The organism is Oxynema aestuarii AP17, assembly GCF_012295525.1.
Classification (GTDB): Bacteria; Cyanobacteriota; Cyanobacteriia; order Cyanobacteriales; family Laspinemataceae; genus Oxynema; species Oxynema aestuarii.
In genome coordinates this window covers 1,976,378-1,991,623 of record NZ_CP051167.1, presented here as the reverse complement: position 1 = coordinate 1,991,623, position 15,246 = coordinate 1,976,378, and the positions used below count along the sequence as shown (strand labels likewise).

The following is a 15,246-nucleotide window of genomic DNA, read 5'->3' as shown; positions in this document are numbered from 1 at the left end:
ATCCTTGAAACGACCTGCACACGGGGGAAACTTAGCCTGGGCAGCAGCACTGGCGGGCTGTCCCCCTTCCTCTATTCTGGATTTTTCAGCAAGTATTAATCCGTTGGGTCCGCCCGCATCGGCGATCGCCGCCATCCAAAGCCAGTTAAGTACGATCGCGGCGTATCCCAATCCAGACTATCGGGAGTTGCGCTCGGCGATCGGTGCCTTTCACGACCTCGATCCGGACTGGATTTTGCCGGGAAATGGAGCCGCCGAGTTGCTGACCTGGGCCGCTCGGGACTTGTCTGCCCTGGCGGCGACGGTTTTACTCACTCCCGCCTTTGGAGACTATGGCCGATCGCTCGACGCCGTAGGGGCGCAGGTCGTGACCGTTCCCTTGTCCGTCGTGGACGAACAATGGACGATCGCCCCCACACTGACCGAACATCCGGCGATCGCTCCCCAAAACATGGGGTTATTATTGAACAATCCCCACAACCCCACCGGGCGCTTATTTTCCCAAACCGATCTCCTCCCCTATCTCGACTCCTTCGCCTTAGTCGTCGTAGACGAAGCGTTTATGGACTTTCTGACTCCAGAACGCCAACAAAGCGCGATCGAATTGATTCAAACTCACCCCAACTTGGCGATCGTGCGATCGCTGACCAAATTTTACAGCCTTCCCGGTTTGCGCTTGGGCTACTGCATCGCCCACCCCGATCGCCTGCAACGCTGGCAGCAGTGGCGCGACCCCTGGCCCGTCAATAGTTTAGCCGCCGCCAGCGCTCGCGCCGTGTTGGGCGATCGCCCCTTCCAAGCGCAAACCTTCACCTGGTTAGCAAAGGCCCGCGAAAACCTATTCGACGGATTGACGGCGATTCCCACACTGCACCCCTACCCCAGCGCCGCCAATTTTCTCTTAGTTCGCTGCGATCGCTCCGCGTGCGAAGTGCAAGAACAACTCCTCAAACACGACCGTATTTTAATCCGCGATTGCCTCAGTTTCCCCGAATTAGGCGATCGCTATTTTCGCATTGCCGTTCGTTCCGAATCCGACAATCAAAAACTGTTGCGAGGCTTAACAAAAATCATGGAATAAACGGGAAAATTCTCAAAGGCGCGATCCTCGTTCAAAAACTAAAAACGGACACAACCAACCAACGATCTATTCCTTTTAGATAGAATCAAAAAGACGCACTGGCTGGAATAACTGATGACAAGTCAGACCGATCGCAACCCCGTCATTTCCGAGAAAACCGCGACTGATTATTCCGCCGAGTGGGAATTCATCAAAGCCGATCTCGAACAGATCGAAATTGAGGACGATTGCCCAGTGGATAATTTAGTCAGCGAGAAACAGCAGCGCCTACTCGTCGCCAGTCTCTACAGCGATCTGCGCGATCGCCAACCCTTTCTCGCGGCGGCCAATGTCGGGTTATTTTATGGCAAGTCAATTCCCCCGTTAGTTCCCGATGTTTTGCTCAGTTTTGGGATTGCGATTCCCGAAGATTGGAGCGAAAAAGAAAATCGCTCGTATTTCACCTGGAATTTTGGCAAACTCCCGGAAGTGGCGATCGAAATTGTCTCGAATGCCGTCGGGAATGAGTTAGGGAATAAATTGAATCTGTACGAATCTGCAGGAGTTGGTTATTACGTAGTGTTCGACCCGTTACAGTTCCTCACTCAAGAGAAATTACAGGTCTTCGCACGGGGAGCCACTCACTACCATAAATTACAAGAGCCGTGGTTGGCTGAAATTGACCTCGGTTTGCGTCTTTGGGAGGGAGAATTTGAAGGAAAATTAGAAACTTGGTTGCGCTGGTGTCGCCGGGATGGAACGATCCTGCGAACCGGGGACGAACGCGCCGAAATCGAGCGCGATCGCGCCGATCGCCTAGGGCAGAAGTTGCGAGAACTGGGGATCGATCCCGATACCCTTTAACGGGGTTTGAGACCCTCTCAAATCGGTATTGCAACCCCTTATTTTACTAATTATGAGTTTTAAATGCTCCTCAAATTAAACATTACTGTATCGTGAATCTCGACTACGATTTAGTTATTATTGGTGGAACTCCTACAGCCATTACGGCAGCCGTCACCGCCGTTCGATATAAAGGGCGGATCGGCTTGGTGATTCCCGAGACCCCCCGACAGCATTTTTATCCAGGATTGTTCCCAGATAGCCTGCTAGGCGGCGATCGCGGCAATTTAAGCGATCGCCTCGACTGGTCCGCCCTCGTCTCCGAGGCGATCGTCGCCACCCCGTCCCTCGAAATTCTCGCCACCTTGGGGGTTGACATCATTTTCGGAAACGGACAGTTCGTTCCGCGACCCAAACTCGCCTTTGAAGTCGGACGGCGGCGCTTGATTTCGCGAACCTATTTACTCGCCGTCGCCCCCAAATCGCACATTCCCCCCATTCCCGGATTGGTCAAAACCGAATATCTGAGTGCAGCAACGATCGCCCGTCTGCGAGACGGTCCCCTCCCGAACAAGATCGCCATTGTCGGTAGCGATCGCGAAGGCTTAGAAATCGCGCAGATTTTATGCAAAATAGGCATCGAAATCGCGTTGCTGACTCCCGAACCCGCCCTCTTGGCAGAAGAAGATCCGGAAGCGGCCCAACTGATTCGAGCCGAGTTAGAAGCCGCAGGCATTCAAGTGCTGACAGACACCCAAATTCGCGAAATTACGCAAAGTAGAGAGGGGATCGTCTTACAGGCGGACGGCGATCGCGCGATCGCCGCCGATCGCCTCCTTCTCACCTGTGGCGTCGCACCGGATTTCGACGGCTTGAACCTCGATCGCGTCGGCGTGGAATTCGCCGATCGAGAGTTGCTAGTTAATCGCAAATTTCAAACTAGTAACCCGCGAGTTTATGCGATAAATAGTAGCTATAGAGGGTATCGAGAAGCTCATCGCGCCGAAGTTGAGGCGAAGATTGCCGTTAAAAATGCCTTATTTTTACCGATCTTTAAAATCGGCGATCGCCCGATTCCCCGGGTCTTATTTACCCAACCCCAACTCGCGACCGTCGGTTTGACCCAACCCCAAGCACGAACCCAATACGGAAACGACCTAGAAATCTTGCGAGACTATTATAAAGATATTCCAGGCGGCAAGCTGCGAGACGAACCGACAGGTTTATGTAAAATCTTGGTGACAAGGAATGGTCGGATTGTCGGCGCGCATTTAGTTGGGAGTCAAGCCAGCGAACTGATTCATCCTTTTGTGTTAGCGATGCAAAAGGGATTGAAGGTCGAGGCGATCGCCTCCCTACCCTATATATGGCCGAGTTTATCGCGAATTGAAGGTCAAACCGCGCAACAGTGGAAACAAAAACGGCGCGATCGTCAATCTTTATGGCAAACTTTATTAGAAACTTGGTTTAATTGGCGAAGGTGAAGGGATTTTAGGTTTGAGATTTTAGAGACTGTTTATACAGAGCTTGGCGATTTTGTGAGGTATAGTGCCGTCCCCCCTATCCCCCCAACCCCCCTTTGAAAGGGGGGCGAAGGGGGGATTTCGCGGGGAACGAGGAAAGTCCCCCGTTTCAAGGGGTATTTAGGGGGATCTAAACGTCGTATATAGCAGAGGAAAATGCTGTAAAGAAAATATATAAAAATCTTGTAGGGGTTGGGTCACCAAATCCCTCCAGGGTACTTATTTATCCCTCGATTCCAGATTAGAATTACCACGGTAAACGAGTTCCATCCCAGGAAAAAAATTCACCACTATCCTGTTCTTCTAAATTTTCCATCACCTCCCACAGTTGGGATACAGTTCGCTCAATTGAGAATAACTTTTCCGGAGGAACATTACGCTGAAACGGTCGAGACAAGCGCGTGTTTGTCGTTCCTGGATGCAGCATGACCACGATCGCCTTAGACCGCTTGCGACGGTATTCGATCGCCGCCGTTCGCAACAACATATTTAACGCCGCTTTCGAGGCGCGATATCCGTACCAACCGCCGAGATGGTTGTCGCCAATACTGCCAATTTTAGCGGAAATGGTCGCGAAGATACTGCGATCGTCGTGTTGAAACAATGGAAGTAAATGTTTCGCCAATAAAATCGCGCCGATACTGTTAACTTGGAAGTAGCGGATGAGCCGATCGGAGTCAATTTGGCGCAAACTTTTTTCCGGTTGCAAGTCGCCTTCGTGTAAAATTCCGACGCAGTTGATGACGAAGTGTAGATAGGGCGTAGATTGCTGTATTTGGGCGATCGCCCTTTCAATTTGCGATTCGTCCGCGATCTCCATTTGCAAACAGGTCAATTTTTGGGGAAATTGGCGGGATAAATCGAATAAGCGATCCGCCGAGTGGCGATCGCGATAAGTGGCAAAAATCGTAGCAATTTCGGGAGTTTCGAGACATTTGTACAGAAACCCCAAGCCAATTCCCTGACTGGCGCCGACAATTAAAGCACTGCGGTTGAGATGATTCATTGAAAATCAGAAGAGATCCACGGGAGAGTCAATCGATAAGATTCGAGGAAAATCTCGGGTCTTCGATGGCGTAAAAAAAGGCAAAAAACACGATCGCTCAAGTTCAGCTCAAGTTCAGCTCAAGTTAATTTAAGCTGATTTAAGTTGAAATTTCTAGATCTGTAGATTTCTCCTCTTTGGCGATCGGAATCACCAAGACCTTATCGACTCGATTGCCATCCATATCCATCACTTCAAAACGAAGCGTTCCCCAATCAAAATGATCGGCGGTAATCGGAATGCGTCCGAGGTGAGTAATAATAAAACCGCCTAAAGTATGGTAATTGCCGCGATGTTCGCCGGGGAGTTCTTGAAGGTCGAACAGTTCCCGAAACTTCTCTACAGAAAGCATTCCGTCTAACAACCAGGAACCGTCCTCGCGGCGGGTAATTTGCGGGTCGCGCGGTTCGTCTACGGAAGGTAAATCGCCGACGATCGCCTCTAAAATATCGTTGAGGGTGACCAAGCCTTGAATCACTCCGTATTCATCCACCGTAAGGGCGATGTGAGTGCCGGATTGTTTGAACAATTCCAATACTTTTAAAGCGCGGGTACTTTCGGGAACGTAAAGGGGTTGACGCAAACAGGCGGTTAAATCGATCGGCTGTCCGTTGAGACTCAAAGATAATAAATCAGTGACTTGAACGACCCCTAAAACATTGTCGAGAACGCTCTGACAGACTGGAAAGCGAGTGTGGGTACTGGCGGTCATTTTGTGGCGGTTTTCTTCGGCAGAATCTTCTAAATTGAGCCAGACGATATCCGGTCGCGGGGTCATCAACTGGCGGACGCGGCGATCGTCCAACCGCAAGACTCGTTCGACCATGGCTTGTTCTTCTTGCTCGAAGGTTCCCGCTTCTGTTCCCTGTTCGAGCAGTAATTTAATTTCTTCTTCGGTGACGAGGGGTTCCTCGGATGCTTCGAGTCCCAGGAGGCGAATGGTCAATTCGGTGGAAGAACTGAGCAAGTGGATAATCGGGGCGCCGATGGTGGCGAGCATCCGCATGGGAGAGGCGACCAGGGTGGCGATTTTTTCGGGATAGGTCAGTCCGAGTCGTTTGGGGACGAGTTCGCCAAAAATCAGGGAGAGATAGGCGATGCTGACGACGACGAGTAAGAGGGAAAGCGGTCCACTGTAAGGGGCGATTAAAGGAATTTGGGTGAGGGATGTGTTGAGTTTTTCGGCGAGGGTGGCGCCCCCAAAGGCTCCGGCGAGGATACCGATTAAGGTAATGCCAACTTGAATGGTGGAGAGAAAGCGGTTGGGGGAGTTGGCGAGGTCTAAGGCGGTGCGGGCTTTTTTATTGCCTTGATTGGCCCATTGCTGGAGGCGGGCTTTGCGGGCCGAGACAATGGCAATCTCGGACATGGCGAAGACTCCATTCCCGAGAATGAGGATCAGGATAACAAAAATTTCCAAGGTGATAGAGGTCATATCTGAGATTGCCTGGGGCTGATGGCGTAATTAGCCTATCGTCTTTGTATCCTAATATCCAAAGGAACGCTTCTCGTCATCGCGTCTGGATGAATCGATCGATCGCTTTGTTGGCGAGGGCTTCGCCTTTAAAATAAGGGTTCAGACAGATTGAGGCAACCGGATAAGTCATGGCGTTTTCTTCAATTCTCCGCACTCTCGGACGATCGCCCCTGGCGACGGAACTGCTCGCAAAATTGGAGCAACAACGCTGCATCCAGCTCGACGGGATCGGACGTTTACCGAAAGGGTTGATTGCATCGACCCTGGCGCAAGAGGGGGGTAGACCCCTGGTGGTGGTGACGGCGACTTTAGAAGAAGCCAGTCGCTGGGCCGCCCAGTTGGAGGCGATGGGGTGGCAAACGGTGCATTTTTACCCGACTTCCGAGGCGTCGCCTTACGAACCTTTCGACCCGGAATCGGAGACGATCTGGGGACAGTTGCAAGTGTTGGCGGATTTGCTGGCGCTGGGGGATCTCGACGGGGGCGATCGCCCGTCGATGGCGATCGTGGTGACCCAGAGGGCGCTACAACCGCATTTACCGCCCGTGGATCGGTTCGCGCCGTACTGCTGGACGCTGACGCCGGGAACGACGTGCGAGGGAAAGGCGATCGACGAAAAACTGGCGCGTTTGGGTTACGATCGCGTCCCCTTGGTCGAAATGGAGGGTCAGTGGAGTCGGCGCGGCGATATTGTCGATATTTTCCCGGTGTCGGCGGAATTACCCGTGCGCCTGGACTGGTTCGGCGACGACCTCGAACAGATGCGCGAATTCGACCCGTCCACCCAACGATCGCTCGACAAGATCGATCGCCTCGTCCTTACCCCCACGAGCTTTCGTCCGGCGATCGAGGAGGGACTGACCGACGCCGGACTCGCGCCGATCGCCCCTGTAGAAGTTGCCGACGAGAATCGCTTTGGGGAGGGCGCGCGCGGGATCGGGCGGTTGCTGGGGTTGGCGTTCGATCGCCCCGCCTCGATCCTCGACTACCTGGCGCCGGATACCCTAGTGGCGATCGACGAACCGCAACAATGCCAGGCCCACGGCGATCGCTGGTTCCAAATCGTCGAAGATCACTATCAAATCGCCCAAAATCACGACATTCCCGGCTATCCGCCCTTGGCGCGCTTCCACGAGGCGATCGCCGACACTTTCGAGCAGACCGAAGGGTTCGATCGCCTCTACCTGAGCGAACTCGCCGAGTCCCGACCCGCCCATCCGGACGTCCAAAAACCCTACAATCTCGACAGCCACCCGGTTCCGGTGATGCCGCACCAATTCGGGAAAATGGCCGCAGCGATCCGCGAACAACGCGATCGCCGCTTCGGCATCTTTATCGTATCCGCCCAGCCGTCGCGATCGGTTTCCCTGCTGCAAGAACACGACTGTCCCGCCCAATTCGTCGCCAACCCGCGCGATTACCGCACGATCGATCGCCTGCAAATCGAGCATACTCCGATCGCCGTGCGTTACAAAGGACTCGCCGAAATCGAAGGATTCGTCCTCGACGCCTTTCGGATTGCCCTGTTCGGCGATCGTGAATTCTACGGTCAACACCTGCTCGCCACCCCCAGCTACATCCGCAAACGCCGACGCGCCAAATCTACCCAAGTCGATCCCAACAAACTCCGTCCCGGCGATTACGTCGTCCACCGCCACCACGGAATCGGCAGATTTATCAAACTCGAAAAACTCGAAAATCGAGAATATCTCGCCGTCAAATATGCCGACGGCTTACTCAAAGTCCGCGTCGATCAACTCGATTCCTTGAGCCGTTTTCGTCAAACCGGACGGGGTAGACCCCAACTCAACAAACTCCAAAATAATAAAGCCTGGGAGAAAACGAAAAATAAAGTCCGCAAAGCCATTAAAAAATTGGCCGTGGACCTGCTCGACCTCTACGCCAAACGCTCCAAACAGCAAGGCTTTCTCTACCCGCCCGATATGCCTTGGCAACAAGAATTAGAGGACTCTTTCCCCTACCAACCGACTCCCGACCAGCTCAAAGCCACCCAAGATGTCAAACGGGACATGGAAGGCGATCGCCCCATGGACCGCCTCGTCTGCGGCGACGTCGGCTTTGGCAAAACCGAAGTCGCCATCCGCGCCATCTTTAAAGCGGTCACCGCCGGAAAACAAGTGGCCCTGCTCGCCCCCACCACTATTCTCACTCAACAGCACTATCACACGCTCAAAGAGCGATTCGCTCCCTACCCGATCCAAGTCGCTCTGCTCAACCGCTTCCGGACTGCTCAAGAACGGCGCGACATCCAACAGCGCCTCGCGACTGGGGAACTCGATGTCGTCGTCGGAACTCACTCGATCTTGGGCAAAACGGTCAAATTTCGAGACTTGGGACTGCTGGTGGTAGACGAAGAACAGCGTTTCGGGGTCAACCAGAAGGAAAAAATTAAGAGTTATAAAACTCAGGTAGACGTGCTGACCTTGAGCGCCACCCCGATTCCGAGGACGTTATACATGGCGATGTCCGGCATTCGCGAAATGAGTTTGATTACGACCCCGCCGCCGTCTCGCCGCCCGATTCAAACCCATTTAGCCCCTTACGACGAGGAAACCGTGCGGACGGCGATCCGCCAAGAACTCGATCGCGGCGGACAGGTGTTTTACGTGGTGCCGCGCATTGAAGGGATCGACGAGTTGGCGGCGTCTTTACAGCAAACGATCCCCAGCGCCCGGATCGCGATCGCCCACGGTCAGATGGCGGCGTCGGAACTCGAATCGATCGTGCTCGGGTTTAGTTCCGGCGAGGCGGATATCTTGGTCTGTACCACGATTATCGAGTCCGGTTTGGATATTCCTCGGGTGAATACGATTTTGATCGAGGACGCCCATCGTTTCGGCTTGTCGCAATTGTATCAACTGCGCGGTCGCGTCGGTCGCGCCGGAATTCAAGCCCACGCCTGGATGTTTTATCCCAAAGATAAAGTGTTGAGTGACGACGCGCGCAAGCGACTGCGGGCGATTCAGGAGTTCAGCCAATTGGGTTCGGGCTATCAATTGGCGATGCGGGATATGGAAATACGCGGCGTCGGTAATTTGTTGGGGGCGGAACAGTCCGGTCAAATGGACGCGATCGGATTCGATTTGTATATGGAAATGCTGCAAGAAGCGATCCGAGAAATTCGCGGTCAAGAAATTCCCCAAGTGGAAGAAACCCAGGTCGATTTACCGATGACGGCGTTTATTCCCACCGATTACATTACCGATTTAGATCAAAAGATGGTCGCTTATCGTCAAATTGCCTCGGCAAGTTCGCGCAAGGAGTTAACTCAAATTGCGGCGGATTGGAGCGATCGCTACGGCCCGCTTCCCAATCCGGTCAAACAGTTAATGCAAATTGTCGAACTCAAGCAAATTGCTAAACCGTTGGGCTTCTCTCGCATTAAACCGGAAGGTCAAAATATTATTTTGGAAACGCCGATGGAGGAGCCCGCCTGGAATGTACTCAAAGCAAATTTAAGCCCCAGCGTTCAAGAAAAGTTTGTTTACAGTAAAGGGAGAGTCAGCGCCCGGGGTCTGTCGTTCATGCGCCGCGAACAACAATTGGAGTATCTGATCGATATTTTGAGCAAAATGCAAGGGGCTTTACCGGAAACGGCGATCGCCGCCAGTTAACTGTCCCGATATTCTCCCTGGTAGGGGCGATTCGCGAATCGCCCCTACCAGGGGGGATTTTCCCTCGAATTTGGCCTGGTACGGGCGTTGCAAAGATTGGAGATGAATACAACAAGAAACTGGGAGAGTCAACGGCGATCGCGCCGATTGTATCATTGCTCGGCGCGAGATCGGCATTACAACCAATTGCCAACTAAAACGAACGCCGACCAAAAATAAGGGGTCGAAAACTCCTCGCTTTGCAATAAGGCTTGCTGCGCCCCTCGCAGCGCTTGCGCTTTACTCTGAGGGCGATCGCTCAATTGGCGATAAAATTCCGTCATCAGTTGTGCCGTCGCCCGATCGCTCACATACCATAAAGAGGCGATCGTGCTGCGAGCCCCCGCACGGACCGCGACTCCGGCGAGTCCCAACGCCGCGCGTTTGTCTCCGGAGGCGGTTTGACAGGCGCTCAACACTAGCAATTCGATCGGTTCGGCCCCTTGAGCGTTGCGTCGTAACAACGTATCGAATTCGCGAACGTCGATGCGATCGTCCCACGTGAGAATAAAAGTTTGGTCGGCATCGGAGCTAAATTGTCCGTGACTGGCAATATGGACGACGGGAAATGACGATCGATCGAGGGTCGTTTTGAAATTCGCTTCGGTAAATGAGGGATTGAGTAGGCGTTTGGTCGGCAATTTGTTGGCGATGCGATCGAGTTCGCTTTCGACGCCGGGAAGTTCGACAAACCCCTGACGGGCTTCGCTAATTCCGGCGGTGAGAACGCTGAGAGTTTGACTCTGTAAGGGTTTTGGTTCGAGCAGTTGCAACCCCGGCGTGAGGGCGATCGCGTATTTTTCAATCAAATATCCTTCGCCGTCGTAAAGCGCACTCATGGGAAGGTTGCGAAAACCGCCATCGAGGACGAAAACGAGGGTTTCGATCGCATTCCTTTCCAGATCGACCGACGCCGGACCGACGATCCAATCGTAAATTTGTTGGGAGATCTGTTGGAAGCGATCGATCGCGCTGCGCCGTCGCGGATCGGTGAGATACAAGCGCATGGCTTCGATTTCGGCTTCGACCGTGGGGCGATCGACTTCGGCGGTGTAATGTTTTAAAGGCTTTCCGGGTATGGAGACGATCGTTTCGAGGCGATCGCTCAAAATAATTGTATAAATTGCGGCGGCTTTCTCGTCTACGCGATCGATCTGGACGGGTTGGGTGTCCAAACAAGCATCTTGGAAAAAGTTATCGAGTTCTGCTAATTGCAAGGATTCTACAACTTCGCGCGCCTGAATCAAATCGGCTTGGCTGACTTGACGATCGCGCCGCAGCAGCAAAGCCGCGAATTCTCGATAAATCGGTTCCACACTTTCCCGAAACGAGAACTGCGCCTCGTCCCCGATCGCCACCAGGTCGCTGCGTAAAGCTTGCAAGGTTTTCACCGCTTCGCCGTAATGGGCGATCGCCGCGTCCAGATCTCCGGTGTGGCTTTCGAGTCGTCCCAACTGCCATAAAAACTGGTAAGCGATATCCGGGGCGGTATAACTCGGGGCGAATTGTAGTGCTTGCAGGCTAAATTGAATCGCTCGATCCCAGTCCTGTCGGGCTTCGTAAAGCTTGCCTAACGTTCCTAACGCATACGCTTGGGCGCGCGCGTTCCCCAGTTGGCGAGTGCGATCGATCGCCCTTTGCAAAATCCGTTCGGCGCGATCGAAGTTTTCCCGCGATCGCTCGGCAAAACGATCGGGACTCTCTTGACTTTCTGGGATTTTAGTCGCCAGTTGAATTAAACTTTTAGCAAAATTAATTTCAGCGTAAATTCCCTGTTGTGTTAAAGGAACAATGCCAATTTGATTTTCTAACTCTCGCGCTAAATTAGTGGATTCGCTCTCCGGTTTGAGGGCGATGGTTAAACTCAGTTGATTGAGTCGCGCTTGAAGTTGCGAAAATTCGGACGTCGCCAATTGTGCCGATCGCGCGTAACTGGCAAATGCCGCTTCTTTGTCATCTAGAAAACGCTGAGTATTCCCCAAACTTAAATAAGCGATCGCCTGTAAGGCGCGATCGTCGATCCGAGCGCTTAATTGGGCAGTTTTTGATAAAATTGTCGCCGAATCAATTAAATTTCCCCTCAACCGAAACAAGTTTCCCAACCCGATCGCCCCCCGCAGCTTGAGGGCGCTCAGTTCTCGATCGTTCCACAAATAATTCACAAACTGCTCGAATTGAGAATCGGAAAGATCGCAGTCTTGACTTTCTATTTCTAAAGCTGTTAAAAAGGCGTTGCAGGCGCGCGGATAGAGTCCTAAATCTTGTAAAGTTTCTGCCCGATTGAGCTGATTATTTAATAAGCGATCGTTTTGACCGGATAACTGATAAAGTTTTGCCGCTTCTTGCCAACTGGCGATCGCATTTTCTAAGTCTCCCATTCCTCGGTATAATTCACCGCGAATGTCCGCCGCTTGCGCCCAAACGCGATCGCGATCGCCGCTTTTTTCCGTCGTTTCCAACAGGCTAAAACTACGCGCGATCGCCGTCCTCGCGTCTTCCCAACGTCCTAATTGGCGATCGCTCAACGCCAAATTACTCCACGCCATCGCCGCATTGAGGCGATCGCCCCCTTCCTCAAATTCTCGGGCGAGTTGTTGCCACAATTGTACCGCCGTCTCATAGTCGCCCAAACGATACGCCTCCCGGGCGCGATCGATCGTCGATCGTGCATCGATTTGGACTTGGGCGATCGATCGCGGTTGTCCGTGGGGCTGTTGCGCAGTTGCGATCGGCACGGTTATTCCTAATACTATTCCCAATAAAAAGAATAAAACGAATGCGCCGAGCGATCGCCGCCCCCATTGTCCCCATCTTTTTCTTTTCATCGATTCCGATCCTCGCAAGATTTATCGATTTTTAGATCGTACTTCTCGAATTCGTGAGCTACCCAATCGGTTCGTCGATCGCCGTGGAAATAGGAATCACAGCTTGAATCAGCGAATTAACGGCATCCCATCTAAATAAATTTCACCCCTCAGGAAGAGTATGAATAGCTCATTAGAAATACCTACTAAGCGTTTTGCTTATTTAGGATACTTTTGTAAATATTCCCGAGTAGGGGCGATTCGCGAATTGCCCCTACTCGTCGATCGGCTATCAATACAGTTTATCTTTCTGAGAAGATCGTATCAGAAAGGTTCTGAAAAAGTCGATGGCTCGGACGATCGCCTCGGCTATTTTTTTCTCTTTCGTGACCCATTGTAGATCGCCCTAAATTTGGCAAAAATTGCGAATTTCGTGCCAAATTTCCGGGAGGACGTTCGCGAGGCTGTGGTCGCTGTCGAGTTCGACTAAGTTCGCCCAGGGGCGATCGCGGACAAACGACCGGGATGCTTGAATCGGAATCACTTCGTCCTGTTGTCCGTGTAAAATTAGGGTCGGGCGCGATCGTCCGAGCCGTTCGTCGCGATATTGTTGCAAGTCTTTTACAAAATTGTAATGAAGCGGAACGTCTCGCCCTTCGCCGTAGTGGTAGACATCCAAATAGCCCCGGGCTTCCCAATCGTGCAGGGCCGTCGGATCGAGGGTGGGCAGCCAAAAATAGAGAAAGCGCAAGGCGGGGGCAAGGATAACGAGGCGATCGACTTGAGTGGACTGTTGCGCCAACCACAAGGCGGTTAAACCGCCAAAACTGGAACCGATGAGGGTGACCGGACTCGGGGGCGGTGGAAATAGGCGGCTGACCCGTTCTAACTGGCGGGTGAAAGTAAGATGGGTGAAGTTCCCGAAGTTGAGGTCGGGAACGTGCAAGGTGAGGTGCCGTTCGGCAAAGCGATCGCCCAACTGGCGGGCTTTATTCGATTGGGGACTGGAAGCGAAACCGTGTAAGTAGAAATAGGTGGATTTCATTATACTTGCATGGAGTATCGATGGTGGCGATCGCCTCCACTCGGCATTAGGTAATATTCTACTTCACTGATAAGCTTTTTCTCTTTTAAAATGCATATAGCCGTTCTCAATGATTTGTCACTCAAGTAGGGAGCAACTGTTCCTGAGCGTAGCCGAAGGATGCTCCCACTCACAAGGATGTCCGTAAGGACACGGCCATGCAATGTCCTGTCTCCAGCCCTACAACCAATTTTGCAACCGATTGAGGAGGGCTATAAAAGTCAAGAATGGGAAAAACGGGCGATCGCCCTCACTCTCAGACCCTCTCTCGGATCCCGGCGCCACAATTGCCGAACCCTCGCCTAGAATAATCCTCTAGAGTTGAGGAACAGCTAGGAATGACCCGTTTTACCCGTCGAAATTTTATCGTCATGTCCACGTTGGCGGCAGGATTTGCCTTGTGCGCCCGTCCGATTTCTTCCCAGACGATTTTCACCGATCGTGAGGGCTTGATTGCCGGAGAAGTCAAAATTCCGGTCAGCGATGGTAAAATCCCCGCTTATCGCGCCATGCCGGACACGGGCAGCGATTTTCCCGTGGTTTTGGTCGTGCAAGAAATTTTCGGGGTTCACGAACATATCCAAGATGTCTGTCGCCGTTTTGCCAAACTCGGCTATTTGGCGATCGCCCCCGAAATGTACGCCAGACAGGGCGATGTGTCTCAAATGACTGAAATTCAGGAAATTATCGAAAAGGTGGTTTCCAAAGTCCCCGACGAGCAAGTGATGGCCGATTTAGATGCCACTCTCACTTGGGCGGAAACGAGCAGTCAGGGCAATCTCGACAAAGTCGGGATTACGGGCTTTTGCTGGGGCGGGCGCGTGGTGTGGCTGTATGCGGCTCACAATCCCCAGGTCAAAGCGGGGGTCGCGTGGTACGGGCGCCTGGTAGGGGAGTCTACCGAGTTAACGCCGCAACACCCGGTCGATATTGCCGAAAGCCTCACCGTTCCCATTTTGGGGCTTTACGGCGGTCAAGATGATTTGATTCCCCTCGATACAGTGGAGCAAATGCGCGATCGCCTCGACGCCGGAAACAGCGATTCCGAGATCGTCGTCTATCCCGACGCCCCCCACGGGTTCCACGCCGACTATCGCCCCACCTACCGGGAAGAAGTCGCCCGCGACGCTTGGCAAAAACTGCTCGTTTGGTTTGAACAATACGGGGTGGTTTGATTCGCCCCCCTGCTCAAAGCGCAGTCCTTCGATTAGAATAACGGCTAATCCCTCCCACGAGGGATCTGCCTACAAGAATACCGGGGGAAAGCTTGTGGTCTCCGTTTCTGAGAAACCGCCAACCGATCGCCCTACCGAATCGCCCGAGTTGCTCGAACCCGAGGTGCTGCGGGCAGCTCGTCATCTGTACCGCACTTACAAAGAAGTTCATCCCGAAGCGATCCAGCGTCCGCTTGGGGTGGCGATCGATCGCTATACCCATCGCGGTCACCTGATTTTTCAGACCAAACCCGCGTTATTGATGACCGAGTTGTTCGTCCCGTTCGATCGCATCGAAGCTGCATTATATTAAGCCCGATTGAGGGGTGTCAATCCTCTTGACAACTCAAATGACCGTCAAAGTGGGTGCAACTCAAACTTTTTCCTCAAAAGGGCTTGTCTCGGTCGCGGCGATCGTGTTATTTTAGGAATTCCGAGGGCGATTAGCACAGTGGTAGCGCACTTCCTTCACACGGAAGGGGTCACTGGTTCGAATCCAGTATCGCCCATTTTAGAGTTTGG

At 52.8% G+C, this 15,246-nt stretch carries 10 protein-coding genes and 1 tRNA gene; 7 read left to right on the top strand and 4 right to left on the bottom strand.

The window, feature by feature from the left end:
• Positions 1 to 4: 4 nt before the first annotated feature.
• From cobD to HCG48_RS07990, 3 genes are all read left to right on the top strand, one after another.
• Positions 5 to 1,081 (top strand): threonine-phosphate decarboxylase CobD, encoded by a 1,077-nt coding sequence (cobD, locus tag HCG48_RS08000; RefSeq protein ID WP_168568685.1) that lies wholly within the window; start codon positions 5 to 7, stop codon positions 1,079 to 1,081.
• A 114-nt stretch (positions 1,082 to 1,195) separates the two neighbouring features.
• Positions 1,196 to 1,924 (top strand): Uma2 family endonuclease, encoded by a 729-nt coding sequence (locus HCG48_RS07995; protein ID WP_168568684.1) that lies wholly within the window; start codon positions 1,196 to 1,198, stop codon positions 1,922 to 1,924.
• A 92-nt stretch (positions 1,925 to 2,016) separates the two neighbouring features.
• Positions 2,017 to 3,387 carry an FAD-dependent oxidoreductase gene (locus HCG48_RS07990; protein ID WP_168568683.1) on the top strand — a complete coding sequence of 457 codons (1,371 nt, stop codon included), beginning with the start codon at positions 2,017 to 2,019 and terminating at the stop codon, positions 3,385 to 3,387.
• Positions 3,388 to 3,673: 286 nt separating this feature from the next.
• Here HCG48_RS07990 and HCG48_RS07985 read toward each other — a convergent pair whose 3' ends face one another.
• Together HCG48_RS07985 and HCG48_RS07980 are read right to left on the bottom strand one after the other, a co-directional pair.
• Positions 3,674 to 4,432 carry an SDR family NAD(P)-dependent oxidoreductase gene (locus HCG48_RS07985; protein WP_168568682.1) on the bottom strand — a complete coding sequence of 253 codons (759 nt, stop codon included), beginning with the start codon at positions 4,430 to 4,432 and terminating at the stop codon, positions 3,674 to 3,676.
• Between the two features lie 139 nt (positions 4,433 to 4,571).
• Positions 4,572 to 5,906 (bottom strand): hemolysin family protein, encoded by a 1,335-nt coding sequence (locus tag HCG48_RS07980; RefSeq protein WP_168568681.1) that lies wholly within the window; start codon positions 5,904 to 5,906, stop codon positions 4,572 to 4,574.
• A gap of 170 nt (positions 5,907 to 6,076) precedes the next feature.
• On the opposite strand from HCG48_RS07980, the gene mfd reads away from it, so the two are divergent.
• On the top strand, positions 6,077 to 9,583 hold the full coding sequence (gene mfd, locus HCG48_RS07975; RefSeq protein WP_168568680.1) for a transcription-repair coupling factor: 3,507 nt from the start codon (positions 6,077 to 6,079) through the stop codon (positions 9,581 to 9,583).
• Between the two features lie 176 nt (positions 9,584 to 9,759).
• Here the strand turns inward: mfd and HCG48_RS07970 are convergent, their stop codons facing one another.
• Both HCG48_RS07970 and HCG48_RS07965 read right to left on the bottom strand, forming a co-directional pair.
• The gene (locus tag HCG48_RS07970) at positions 9,760 to 12,447 is read right to left on the bottom strand and encodes a CHAT domain-containing protein (RefSeq protein ID WP_210437196.1); all 2,688 of its coding nucleotides are present in this window, start codon (positions 12,445 to 12,447) and stop codon (positions 9,760 to 9,762) included.
• Positions 12,448 to 12,832: 385 nt separating this feature from the next.
• Positions 12,833 to 13,471, bottom strand: a complete 639-nt coding sequence (locus HCG48_RS07965) for a YqiA/YcfP family alpha/beta fold hydrolase (protein ID WP_168568678.1) — start codon at positions 13,469 to 13,471, stop codon at positions 12,833 to 12,835.
• A 377-nt stretch (positions 13,472 to 13,848) separates the two neighbouring features.
• Here HCG48_RS07965 and HCG48_RS07960 point away from each other — a divergent pair, with 377 nt between their 5' ends.
• The 3 genes from HCG48_RS07960 (at position 13,849) to HCG48_RS07950 (ending at position 15,233) form a co-directional block, all read left to right on the top strand.
• A complete protein-coding gene (locus HCG48_RS07960) occupies positions 13,849 to 14,685 on the top strand; it encodes a dienelactone hydrolase family protein (RefSeq protein WP_168568677.1) in 837 nt (278 codons plus the stop codon).
• Between the two features lie 94 nt (positions 14,686 to 14,779).
• Entirely contained in the window at positions 14,780 to 15,037 is a 258-nt protein-coding gene (locus tag HCG48_RS07955; protein ID WP_168568676.1) for a hypothetical protein, read from the top strand.
• Positions 15,038 to 15,161: 124 nt separating this feature from the next.
• A tRNA-Val gene (locus HCG48_RS07950) sits at positions 15,162 to 15,233 on the top strand.
• Positions 15,234 to 15,246 lie beyond the last annotated feature (13 nt).